Consider the following 12,353-nt stretch of genomic DNA (forward strand, 5'->3'; position numbering starts at 1 on the left):
AGCCTCTAGCCCGAGGCTTATGGCGTTCAACCTTGTTGACCAACGTGCCTCAAACACTTCAAAGAAGGGCCACCAACAACCATCACTGACTTTTTATAACAACCATTGACACTCAGACACAGACGCCAGATGATGGCGCCACATTGCCATCATCCAACAAAGAACCGACCTTGTCAGGTTAATAAACTCTGTATTCCTGAGTTATTTAATTCTCGGTATAACGCATGAACTATGTAGATGACGTCACTAGGCTTTTTGCAAGTTTTGGCGAAGCCGCAGGTAGTTACCAGGAAATACAACCCAACTATAAAGATTTCAAAGATAACCTGACCCCACCTGTCACATCGATCGCTGAGCAAGATTCAAGCGAAGCGCTGCCTCAAGCAACTACCGCCGTGCTTCTACTTGACGAGCCCGCCCCCCCCTTATTACTGATCGGCCCGCCGGTGAAACGTGCAAAAAACGTTGTCATCTCGCTGCCTTCACCGAAAACAGCCCCCTTGCCGAGCGAGTCAGCGGCTGCTCCCGTAACGGGTGACCACCAGCGATTGAGCGAACTGTTGCGCGAACTGAACCAGATTCGTCGAGACGGTCTGCCAACGCCGCGCAAGCAGACCAAGGCAAAGGTTATCGCTATCGTTTCGGCCAACGGCGGCGTGGGTAAAAGCACTGTCGCGGCCGGGCTGGCCAAGGCTCTCGGGCGCCTTGGCGGGCGAACCATCGCGATTGATCTGGACCCTCAGAACGCCCTGTCCAGTCACTTGGGCACCCTTAAACAGGGGCCTGGACTGATCCAGCTGAAACAGCCCGATGCCGACTGGAACGCCCATTGTCAGCCTGGCTATGGCGACAGCGAGCTCCTGCCCTTTGGCACGGGCAACATCAATGATCGCAGACCGCTCAAGCAGCAGATGCTTGACGATACCGACTGGCTGAACCAGCGCCTGGTGTCGATGAATCTCGGTGAAAACGACACTGTGATCCTGGACACCCCTTCAGGCGCAAACGTCTATTCGCAACAGGCATTGGATGCCGCTGATCTGGTGCTCGTCATCACCGTTGCCGACGCCGCCTCCTATCTGGCGCTGGACACCATGGCGCAGTGGCTGGAAACCACTCGAAGACGTGCACAACGTCACAGGTATGTGCTTAACCAACAGGATGGTTCGCGTTCGTTCAGCCGGGACATGAGTCTGCTGTTCCAGCGCCGGCTCGGCAGTGATCTGATCAGGACGATACGACTCGATCACCAACTCAACGAATCGCTGGCCTACAGCCGGGATCCTCTGCAGCACGCACCGGATTCCATTGGCTGTCAGGACATCCGTTCGCTCGCGTGCGCGGTTCGCGCCTTGCTTCTCCCGGACGCTACCGACGAGCACCTCGCGCCATGACCGCCCAGCTCAATGCCCCCTCCCCACAGACCTGGCGGTTGCAAGGGCTACTGGATACGTTCCAGGCTCGCTTCAACCGATGGCCCGAGCGCTGTCGCCAAGCCCTGAAAATCACCGCCGGGCTGATTGCGGCATTGTTGGCGCTGGGCATCCTTACCGCACCGCTTGATCTGTATTCCCAGGCAGCGTTTGCCGCCGCGTGTTTCACCGTGAGCCTGATCGTCCGCAAACAAGCCGGGCGACTGGCGATCCTGACCCTGATCACCCTCTCGTTGATCGCATCGTTACGTTATATGTACTGGCGCCTGTCCGACACGCTGGATTTCGACAGGTGGCAGGATGCCGTATTTGGCTACGGGTTGGTCCTGGCCGAGCTGTATGCCTTGCTCGTCCTGGTATTCGGCTATGTCCAGACGGCCTGGCCGCTGCACCGCAAGCCACAGATTTTGCAGCAGGCGCCCGATCAATGGCCAACGGTCGACATCTTTATACCCACTTACAACGAATCATTGAGCATCGTGAAACTGGTGGTGCTCGCCTCCCAAGCCATCGACTGGCCCGAAGCCAAGTTGCGTGTGCATGTACTCGATGACGGACGTCGGGAAGAGTTCCGGATTTTCTGCGAACAGATTGGTGTCAACTACATCACCCGCGACAACAATCAGCATGCCAAGGCCGGCAACCTCAATGAGGCGCTGAAAGTGACCGATGGCGAGTTCATTGCCGTATTTGACGCAGACCACGTCCCCACCCGCTCCTTTTTGCAAGTCACCATGGGCTGGTTTTTCAAGGATCCAAACCTGGCGTTGCTGCAAACCCCGCATTTTTTCTACTCACCTGACCCATTCGAAAAAAACCTCGATACGTTTCGCTCGGTCCCCAACGAAGGTGAGTTGTTCTACGGCCTGGTGCAGGACGGCAACGACCTTTGGAACGCAACATTCTTCTGCGGCTCCTGCGCCGTCATGCGGCGCACTCATCTGCTGGAAGTCGGCGGCATCGCCACCGAAACCGTGACAGAGGATGCGCACACCGCGCTCAAGCTCAATCGCCGGGGCTTCAATACGGCCTACCTTGCCATTCCACAAGCAGCCGGCCTCGCCACGGAAAACCTTTCTCGCCACATCCGTCAGCGCGTACGTTGGGCGCGGGGCATGGCGCAGATTTTTCGCACCGACAACCCGCTGCTTGGCAAAGGCCTGAATCTGGGCCAGCGCATCTGTTACCTCAACGCCATGATGCATTTTTTCTACAGCCTGCCTCGCCTGGTGTTCTTGACCGCGCCCTTGGCCTACCTGATTTTCGACGCGCAGATATTCCACGCTTCGGCGTTGATGGTGATGGTCTATGTCCTGCCCCATATTTTCCATTCCAGCCTGACCAACTCCAGCATCCAGGGGCGATTTCGTCATTCGTTCTGGAACGAAGTCTATGAGTCGGTTTTGGCCTGGTACATCATGCGGCCCGTGCTGCTCGCCCTGATCAAACCGTCACTGGGCACGTTCAACGTGACCGATAAGGGCGGCACCATCAAAAACGATTATTTCGACTGGAAGCTCGCGCGCCCCTACATCGTGTTGCTGACGTTGAACATGCTCGGCCTGGTGATCGGCTCGGTGAAACTGATCGGGAGTGATTCGGCCGAGGTCGCTACCTTATTGATCAACCTGGCCTGGACCCTCTACAACATCATCATCGTCAGCACCGCGGTCGCGGTTGCCACTGAGTCCTCCCAGGTACGCGTCGAACCCAGGGTCCCCGCCGATCTGCCCGTGCGCGCCTACCGTCAAGATGGCACGTGGTTCGATTGCACCACCCAGAATTTCTCGCAGAACGGTGTAGGTCTCAACCTGCCAGGCGATATTCAACTCTGCCCCCAGGAGACGCTGCAACTCAGCATTCTGCGCACGCCGCCCTCCAGCCTCTTTCCTGCAACGGCGATATTCAGCCACGGCAATGTGGCCGGCGTGCAATTCGATGCCATGCCCCTGCGTCTGCAGAGTGAACTGGTGCGACTCACGTTTTCACGCGCCGATACCTGGGCCAGCACGTGGGGTAACGGTCGCCCCGACGCCCCTATGTCGGCTCTGAGGGACGTCAGCCACATCGGCCTGCGCGCCATTCTCCGCTTGTTCATGGCCACCCTTAAAGAGGGTCAGGCGCTGCTGCGCAAACGTTCGAACACGCCATCATCTATCGACCCTATCGCGGAAATACACCGATCTTGAACTGCTCCTCTCGCCAGACCTCTACGCCTCGCCGCTCACTCCTGTTTATCGCCTGCACACTATTGGGCGGGAGTGCTGTGGCCTTGAGTGTTGCCGCCCAACCCAGTGCCACAACGGCGACGATCGCACCGCCGCCGCTGACCGATGCGCCGACCAACAGCTACACGCGCACGCTCAAGGAACTGGGAAAGAACTATTCGATGAGCCTCAAAGGTGTGGAGGCAACGGACAGTGTGAACTTCGATGTGCGTGCCGATGAAGTCGTGACGGCAGCGCAGGTCACGCTTCAGTACAGCTACTCACCGGCACTGCTGGCCGACCTTTCGCAAATCAACGTATTGATTAACGATCAAGTGGCCGCCAGCCTGCCCCTGCCCAAGGAAGACGCCGGCGGGTTGCAGACCCGGACCGTGCAGATCCCGCCGCAGATGATTACCGAGTTCAACCGGCTCAGCCTGCAGTTCATCGGTCACTACACGATGCAATGCGAAGACCCGTTGCACTCCAGTCTGTGGGCCAGGATCGATAACGCCAGCCAGTTGAGCCTCCAGGTGTCCTCGGTGCCACAGCCCAACGATCTTTCCGCGTTGCCGCTGCCCTTGTTCGATCCACGAGACGCCTTGCCCTTGAAGCTGCCCTTCGTGTTCATCTCACGCCCTGACACCTCCGAGCTGGAGGCCGCCGGTATTCTGTCTTCCTGGTTCGGCGCCCTGGCCAGCTACCGTGGCGCGACTTTTCCGGTCAATCTCACCCACCTGCCGACCACCGGCAACGCCGTGGTGTTTGTCAGCAACAGCGAAGCAGCGACGTTGAGTGGTCTCAAGATCAAAGAGGTCACCGGCCCGCGATTGACGATGGTGAGTAACCCGACTGACCCTCAAGGCAAGCTGCTGATCGTTTCCGGGCGTGATGGCGCCGATCTGAAAATCGCCGCCACTGCGCTGGCACTCGGCGGCTCGGCCTTTTCGGGGCAAAGTGTGGCGATTGATCGCATCGACGCGATCAAGCCACGCCAACCCTATGATGCGCCCAACTGGTTGCCCTCTGATCGCCCGGTACGCCTGGGTGAACTGGCCAAAGCTGCCGAGCTCAACGTGTCGGGTTACAACCCTGGGCAAATGACGGTGGCCCTGCGTTTGCCACCGGACCTGTTCAACTGGCGTGAGCCCGGCGCGCAACTGGATTTGAAGTACCGCTATACGCCCCAACCGGTTGCTACCAACTCCTCGTTGCTGGTCAGCTTCAACGACACGTTCATCAAGTCGATCGAGTTGCCTTCCATCGAGAAGCTCGGCAACAGCGACAGCCTGCTGGCGATGCTCAAAACCGACGACAGCCTGGCCCGCACATCGCGCATGCTGTTGCCGCTCAACTCGGTAGCCCTGCAATCGCGGCTGCAATTTCGTTTTATGTATGACTACATCAAGCAAGGCGACTGCCGCGACATCATCATCGACAACATGCGCGGTGCGATTGACCCGGACTCAACGCTGGATGTCAGCCATTACGACCACTTTATGGCCATGCCCAATCTCGGTGTGTTCAAGGACAGTGGTTTTCCGTTCACGCGCATGGCCGATCTTTCTGAAACATCAGTGATCCTGCCCAATGACCCGGGCCCGGCCGACCTCAGCGCCTACCTGGCCCTGCTCGGTCGCTTTGGCGATTCCACCGGCTACCCGGCCACCGGCCTGAGAGTGGTCCATGCCGACCAGTTGGCCGAGCAACGTGACCGGGATTTGCTGGTTCTCGCCTCAGGCAATAACCAACCGCTGCTCAAGCAATGGCAGAGCCTGCTGCCGGCCAGGACTGAAGGCGATGAGCAATACGTCGAGCTGTCGGACCTGCCCTTGCGCGTACGCAACTGGGTCAGCCCGGATACGCAAAGCAATCTGCGCAAGGCGCGTAACAGCCTCAGGTTCTCCGCTGAGGACGGCAGTTCTTATCTGACCGGATTCGAATCACCGCTCAAGAGCGGACGCAGCGTGGTGTTCATCGCCAGCGCGCGGCCCAGTGGTCTCGCCGAGGTGACTGATGCCTTGCTTAGCAGCGACGCAAACGCCCACACACTGCAAGGCAGTCTGGTGGCGATCAAGGGCAAGCACGTTGAGTCGCTGGTCGCCGAACAGGATTACTACGTCGGACGTTTAGGTCCGTGGCGCTTTGTACAGTGGTACCTCTCGCAACACGGATTGGCACTCGCACTGGTCACGCTGATCGGGGTCCTGTTGCTGACCTCGTTGGCCTACCTGTCCCTGCGCATGCGGGCCAAACGTCGTCTTGGGCAGTAAGCCGCGCATGCCGCCGTCGGCCATGGACTGTCGGGACAGGTCACTTCGTCAGTGCCTGCGCGGGTTGAGCGTTTTGCTGGCACTGGCGCTGGTGACGCCCGCGATGGCGGCCCGCCAACCTTGCGGGGAGCCGGCATGGCCGCTGTGGCACGCCTATGCATCGCGCTTCGTCCAGCCCGATGGCCGAGTGCTGGAGTCCAGCCTGGAGAACAACCACAGTACGTCGGAAGGTCAGTCCTACGGCATGCTCTTCGCCCTTATCGGCAATGACCCGCAACGCTTCGACAAAGTGTGGCGCTGGACCGCCGCAAACCTCGCCGGATCCGCCATTGGCACACGCTTGCCGGGCTGGTTATGGGGGCAAGGCGAGGATGGTCAATGGCGCTTGCAAGACAGCCACTCCGCCTCCGACGCCGACCTGTGGTTCGCCTACGCCCTGCTCGAAGCCGCACGCCTGTGGCATCGGCCGGACTATCGCCAGGACGCTCTGCGGCTCATGGCAACCATCGAAGCGCAGCTGGTCGTTGATCTGCCCGGGCTGGGCCCCATGCTACTGCCCGGGCCTGAGGGTTTCATCCAGCCCGGTCCTCTCTGGCGGCTGAACCCCAGTTACCTGCCACTTCCCGTGTTGCGGCGGTTGGCCAAGGAGGCACCTTCCGGCCCCTGGCCAGCCATTGCCCATAACACTGCGACGATGATCAGCCAATCAAGCCCCCACGGCTTCGTGGCTGACTGGGTCGGTTATCAGGGCACTTCAACCCGATCCGGGGGCTTCGTCATGGACCCGATCAAGGGTGAGACGGGGAGTTACGACGCCGTTCGCGTCTACCTCTGGCTGGGCATGAGCGACGTCAGGGAACCGCTGGCGGCGCCCCTGTTGAAACAGCTCGATGGCATGGCCCGCCTCACTGCCGCGACCGGTCGGCCGCCGGAAACCGTTCAGGTTCTGCAAGGCAGTGTTCAGGGTCAGAGCCCTTTCGGATTCAGCGCGGCACTGATTCCTTACTTTCATGCCAAGGGCCAATCCGACGTCGCCCTCGTACTGCGCCAGCGCGCCGAACAAGACTTGCGCGAGGCCCTGGCCAGACCCGATGCCAGTGCAGGCCCGCCTCGCTACTACAACTTCATGCTCAGCCTGTTCGCGTTCGGCTGGGCAGATAAACATTATCGATTCCGGGAAGACGGAACACTGAAACTCTCCTGGGAGACCGCATGCACGCGCATCACCGCACGCTAACCATCGCCGTGATGAGCGCGTTGACAGCCACGGCTGTCCACGCGCAAAGCCCGACGCCTCAGACATTACTCATCGGGCAGGGACAGTACTGGCAGTCGCACAAAAACCCTCAACGCGCGACGGAAGTCTGGCTCAAAGTCCTGCAGCTGGACCCCACGCAGATCGATGCGCTGTATGGCCTGGGCCTGATCGGTGTGCAGCAGGGCAAGCCACAACAGGCGCAGCAATACCTCGCCCGCCTGCAGGCGCTCCAGCCAGTGCCCCGCCAGGCACTGCAATTGGCGCAGGACATCAGCGTGGCCCAATCGCAGAACCAGCAGCGTCTGGAAGAGGCTCGGCGCCTCGTCGATGCCGGTGAGCGTGACAAGGCGACTGCAGTGTTTCGCTCGCTGTTCGATGGCCGTCCACCTCAAGGTACGATCGGCCGCGAGTATTACAACAACCTTGCCTTCAATCAGGCTGACTGGGCTGAAGCACGCAGCGGATTTCAGCGCCTGCAACGTGAGATGCCCAACGACTCGATCGTCGCGCTGTTTTACGCCAAGCATCTGGTCCGCCGTGAAGACAGCCGTGCCGAGGGCATCCGCGCCCTGGCCGCGCTGACCCAGCGTACCGACATTGCCGGTGATGCCGACGAAAGCTGGCGCCTGGCGCTGACCTGGATCGGTCCACCCAATCCGGCACAAGTGCCGTTGTTCGAGGCGTACCTCAAGACGCATCCGGATGACGCGGAAATCCGGGCGCAGATGAACAAGGGCAAGCAACAGGTGGCAACAACGGCCAGCAACGAATGGCAACCGCCTGCCGAAGTCGCGCGCGGCCTGAAGGCGCTCAAAGAAGGCGATCAGGCCACCGCCGAACAGGCTTTTCAAGCTCGCTTGAAAACCCGGCCCGATGATGCTGACGCGCTGGGAGGCCTTGGGGTTGTTCGCCAGCAGCAACACCGACTGGCCGAAGCGGAAAAGCTTCTGGGTCAGGCCACGCGGCAACGCGACGGCAGCCACTGGGAAGTTGCGCTGAACGAAGTGCGCTACTGGTCTGCGTTACAGCAGGCCCGCGACGCCCAGGCCAAAGGCCAGACAGCCCAGGCACAGGTCTTGGTCAACCAGGCGCTGCGGCTCAATCCAAACGGGGTCGACGCTCGCCTCGCCCTGGCGGATATTCAGGCCAGCGCGGGCCAGTTCGATGATGCTCAGCGCAACTATCGGCAGATTTTGAATCAGCGCCGCGACGACCCTCAAGCACAGGAAGGGCTGGTCAATGTGCTGCTCAAGAGCGGCAAGAACGATGAAGCCCTGCAACTGATCAACAGCCTGCCCGCCAGCGGACAGGCAAAGATCGGCCAGTCCGCACGCCTGCAAGCCTTGCGCGCGACGCAACTGGCCGCCCTCGCCGAACAACGCAACGACCTGCCCGCTGCACGCAACGCCTTGCAAGACGCGCTGCGCTACGAACCGGACAACGTCTGGACACGTTTCGCCCTGGCCCGCCTGAACCTGGCGATGGGCGAACCGCAAAAGGCTCGGGACCTGATCAACGCCATGCTCCAGGCCCACCCCGACAATGCCGAGGCGCTTTACGTCAGCGCCTTGCTGTCGGTTCAGATGGGTGACTGGAAAGCCGCCCAGACAACGTTGGGACGCTTGCGCCCCGACCAACGCACCCCGGACATGGACGCGCTGGCCGCTGATGTCAGCCTCAACCTGCAACTCAGCCAGGCGATCGACTTGGGCAAGCGCGGACAGCGCCAGGAAGCCCTGACCTTGCTCGACCGTATTCAGCCGATGACCAACAACAGTCCGGACCGCACGGCGAGCCTGGCCTCAGCCTATGTCGACATCGGCGAGCCGACCCGTGCACTGACCCTCATGCGCGGCCAGTTGCAAAACACCACGGCGCCCTCGGCGGACTTCATCCTGCAATACGCCGCTGTCCTGCTTAAAACCGGAGAAGACGCACAGGTCAACGAGATTCTGCGCGACCTTCAGAACAGGCCCTTGAACGCGCCGGCCCGCAAGCGTTTCGACGACCTGCTCTATCTCTATCGCATCCGCCAGGCTGACCAGCTGCGTGAACGAGGCAATCTGGCCAGCGCTTATGACACGCTGGCACCCGCACTGGCGCAACGTCCCGGTGACAGCGCTGCCGTCGCGGCGCTGGCGCGGATGTACTCGGCCAACGGCGACACGGCAAAAGCCCTCGAACTCTACAAACCGCTGTTACAACGTCAGCCAAACGATCCGCAACTGCTGTTGGGTGCCGCCGACGCGGCGGTGTTGGCACATGACACTGCCTTTGCCGAACAGGCACTGCAACAGCTGCTCAAGACTGAATCCGGCAACCCTCAAACGCTGACAGAGGCCGCCCGCCTCTATCAGAATATGGGCAAGACCGGCACGGCGACCGATCTGCTGCGCAAAGCGGTGGCCATTGAACAGAGCGAGAAACGCAGAAGCCAGGGCGACCAACTGGCCGGTTCGACGATGGCACCCAACCCTTTTGCCGGGGTGTCGGGTCCACGTAGCGAGGTCAGTCGCGACACCTTGCTGGCAGCGATCCCGCCACCGGTTCAGGAGATGCCGGGCAGCGTGAGGTCTCAGACCCCGTTTGGCATCGACGCCCCGCCAAGGCCGCAGCAGGCGAGCAATGCATTCGAGGCGCAGCTGCCGCGCGCAGCACTGGTGAGCGAGGACATCAGCCCCGCGCAACTGGCGCTGAATAAAATCCTTCAGGAGCGCAGTGCCTACGTCACCCAGGGCGTGAGCATTCGCAGCAACGACAGTGAGTCGGGGTTGAGCAAACTGACCGATATTGAAACACCGCTGGAAATCAATATCCCGCTAGATGAAAGCCGCGTCGCCCTGCGCGTGACGCCGGTCTCGTTGAACGCCGGCAGTGCCAGCGGCGAGGCACTTCAGCGTTTCGGTAGCGGTGCGCGGAGCGACGGCGTCGGATCGCAAAAAGCCGAGGGTGTCGGCCTTTCCGTCGCCATTCAACGGCCCGCGGATGGGCTCAAAGCCGATCTCGGCACCACCCCGCTCGGCTTCAAATACACCACCGCCACTGGCGGCATCAGCATTGATCGCCCGGTAAGCGACACCTCTAATGTCCGTTACGGCGTGAGCATTTCCCGGCGCCCGGTGACTGACAGCGTCACCTCGTTTGCCGGCACCACCGACAAACGCAGCGGGCAGTCCTGGGGCGGCGTGAGCGCCAACGGCGGGCGTGCTCAGTTGAGCTATGACGACAACGAAGTCGGCGCCTATGGCTACGCCTCCTGGCACCAACTGCTGGGCAACCATGTCCAGTCCAACAACCGCAGTGAACTGGGCAGCGGCGTCTACTGGTACCTGCAAAATGAAACGGATAGCAAATTGACCGTCGGCCTGAGCATGACCGGCATGAGCTACGCCAACAATCAGGACTTTTTCACCTACGGCCATGGCGGCTATTTCAGCCCGCAGACGTTCTTCGCCCTGGGCATTCCGGTGACCTGGGCACAACGCACCGGGCGCTTGACGTATCAAGTCAAGGGCTCGGTCGGCGTGCAGCATTTCGAGCAGGACAGCGCCGACTATTTCCCCAACGACAAAGCCATGCAAGCGGCCTCGGGCCTGCGCTACGAAGGGCAAAACAAAACCGGGATCGGCTACAGCGTTGCCGCGGCGGCTGAATACAGGTTGGGTTCGAACATCCTGCTGGGCGCCAACCTGGGCCTGGACAACGCCCGCGACTACCAGCAACTCAGCGGCGCCTTGTCGTTGCGCTACCTTTTCGAGGACATCAGCGGCCCCATGAACCTGCCGGTCAGCCCCTACACCTCACCTTATTCCAACTGATCATTCTGGAGCTTTCGATGCCCACTTCTGCCCTTGCCGGCCTCACCCTGCTTGTTCTTGGCGAAAGCCATATGAGCCTTGCGGACCATTTGCTGGAGCCACTGCACGACAACCTGACTCGTCAAGGCGCGCTCGTTCACTCCATTGGCGCCTGTGGTGCCAGCGCGTCCGACTGGCTGATCAGCAAGAAGGTCGACTGCGGTGCCGAGCGCAAAGGCAACGACAAAATAGTGATCAAGGGCCGCGAGGCGAGTACCACACCGATCCAGGACCTGATCGCGGCCGACAAACCTGACCTCGTGGTATTGGTCATCGGTGACACCATGGCGTCCTATGACAAACCGGTGTTTCCAAAAGCCTGGGCCTGGCAAAGCGTCACCGGCCTGGCCAAGGCTATCGCTGCCACCGGCACGCGTTGTGCCTGGGTAGGTCCAGCCTGGGGCAAAGCGGGTGGCATGTACCAGAAAAATGACGCCCGCACCCAATTGATGTCCCAGTTTCTGGCCGCCAACGTTGCGCCTTGCACCTACATCGATTCGCTGGCGTTCTCCAAACCCGGGCAATGGATGACCACCGATGGGCAGCACTTCACCGTTGCCGGCTATCAATCCTGGGGCACCGCAATCGGCACTGCATTGGCCAAACTACCCGCCGCCAGCCTCGCCAGCCAAGGAGCCGGAAAATGACTCGAACAAAGCTGGCCGCTGCCCTGTCCTTGTTGTTGAGCCTGCAGGCCCAGGGCGCTGACATTGCTCTGTACCCGACGGGGCCGGACCAGGACTCGGCGTTCCTGCGCTTCATCAATGCCGCCGACCAACCGTTGCAAATACTGGCCGAGAATTCTCGGGCAAATCTGCGGCTCGAAGGCCGCAATGCTGTGTCCGACTATCTATCGGTACCTGCCAGCAAGCCGATCAGGGGCTCCCTGGAACGCGGCGGCAAAAGCCAGCCGCTGGACATCCAGGTTCTGGCCGGGGAATTCGCGACCGTGATTGCATTGCCGGACAGCGCTGAGGGCATGCGCCCTGTCGTCATCCGCGAGCAGCCTGAGGATTTCAATAGCTTGAGAGCCTCATTGGCGTTTATCAACGCCGATGCCGCTTGCCCCCGGGCCGGGTTGCGCGCTGCGCGGGTGAATGCTGAATTGTTCAAGGATGTGGCCAGCGCCAGTGTGCAACGCCGCGCGATTAACCCGGTCAGCCTTTCGGTTCAGTTGGTCTGCGCTCAAACCGATGTAGGTGCACCGCTTGATCTCGGTCAACTCAAGGCCGGCGAGCGCTACAGCGTCGTGCTGTTGCCTGGCGCAAATGGCCCGTACCTGTTGCTCGCGACTGACGTCCTGGCCCATTAATCGGATGGCGTCA

The 12,353-nt window shown here is 60.8% G+C and carries 7 protein-coding genes; all 7 read left to right on the forward strand.

The features are described from left to right. Nucleotides 1-224 precede the first annotated feature (224 nt). Genes bcsQ through IC37_RS03765 form a run of 7 tightly spaced genes read left to right on the forward strand, consistent with a single transcriptional unit; the run spans nt 225 to nt 12,340 of the window. Nucleotides 225-1,394 carry a cellulose biosynthesis protein BcsQ gene (gene bcsQ, locus IC37_RS03735; protein ID WP_030128900.1) on the forward strand — a complete coding sequence of 390 codons (1,170 nt, stop codon included), beginning with the start codon at nt 225-227 and terminating at the stop codon, nt 1,392-1,394. Further along, nucleotides 1,391-3,622 carry a UDP-forming cellulose synthase catalytic subunit gene (gene bcsA / locus IC37_RS03740; protein WP_030128901.1) on the forward strand — a complete coding sequence of 744 codons (2,232 nt, stop codon included), beginning with the start codon at nt 1,391-1,393 and terminating at the stop codon, nt 3,620-3,622. Before bcsQ ends, bcsA begins: the two co-directional genes overlap by 4 nt. Before the next feature lie 41 nt (nt 3,623-3,663). Further along, complete coding sequence (bcsB, locus tag IC37_RS03745; protein ID WP_030128902.1) at nt 3,664-5,913, forward strand: cellulose biosynthesis cyclic di-GMP-binding regulatory protein BcsB; 2,250 nt, start codon at nt 3,664-3,666, stop codon at nt 5,911-5,913. Nucleotides 5,914-5,920: 7 nt separating this feature from the next. After that, nucleotides 5,921-7,150: a cellulose synthase complex periplasmic endoglucanase BcsZ gene (gene bcsZ, locus IC37_RS03750; RefSeq protein WP_081729285.1), complete on the forward strand. Its 1,230-nt coding sequence runs from the start codon at nt 5,921-5,923 to the stop codon at nt 7,148-7,150. Further along, complete coding sequence (locus IC37_RS03755; RefSeq protein WP_030128904.1) at nt 7,126-10,989, forward strand: cellulose biosynthesis protein BcsC; 3,864 nt, start codon at nt 7,126-7,128, stop codon at nt 10,987-10,989. Before bcsZ ends, IC37_RS03755 begins: the two co-directional genes overlap by 25 nt. Nucleotides 10,990-11,006: 17 nt before the next feature. Continuing rightward, nucleotides 11,007-11,675 carry an SGNH/GDSL hydrolase family protein gene (locus tag IC37_RS03760; protein ID WP_030128905.1) on the forward strand — a complete coding sequence of 223 codons (669 nt, stop codon included), beginning with the start codon at nt 11,007-11,009 and terminating at the stop codon, nt 11,673-11,675. Continuing rightward, nucleotides 11,672-12,340 carry an alginate O-acetyltransferase AlgF gene (locus tag IC37_RS03765; protein WP_030128906.1) on the forward strand — a complete coding sequence of 223 codons (669 nt, stop codon included), beginning with the start codon at nt 11,672-11,674 and terminating at the stop codon, nt 12,338-12,340. Before IC37_RS03760 ends, IC37_RS03765 begins: the two co-directional genes overlap by 4 nt. Nucleotides 12,341-12,353 lie beyond the last annotated feature (13 nt).

The sequence above is a fragment of the Pseudomonas sp. QTF5 genome (assembly GCF_000512695.2).
In the GTDB taxonomy this organism is placed as follows: Bacteria; Pseudomonadota; Gammaproteobacteria; order Pseudomonadales; family Pseudomonadaceae; genus Aquipseudomonas.

Bases quoted from the DNA above. Each gene is read 5' to 3' on its own strand.
- bcsQ (WP_030128900.1), top strand. From the start codon at position 225: ATGAACTATGTAGATGACGTCACTAGGCTTTTTGCAAGTTTTGGCGAA.
- bcsA (WP_030128901.1), top strand. From the start codon at position 1,391: ATGACCGCCCAGCTCAATGCCCCCTCCCCACAGACCTGGCGGTTGCAA.
- bcsZ (WP_081729285.1), top strand. From the start codon at position 5,921: ATGCCGCCGTCGGCCATGGACTGTCGGGACAGGTCACTTCGTCAGTGC.
- IC37_RS03755 (WP_030128904.1), top strand. From the start codon at position 7,126: ATGCACGCGCATCACCGCACGCTAACCATCGCCGTGATGAGCGCGTTG.
- IC37_RS03760 (WP_030128905.1), top strand. From the start codon at position 11,007: ATGCCCACTTCTGCCCTTGCCGGCCTCACCCTGCTTGTTCTTGGCGAA.
- IC37_RS03765 (WP_030128906.1), top strand. From the start codon at position 11,672: ATGACTCGAACAAAGCTGGCCGCTGCCCTGTCCTTGTTGTTGAGCCTG.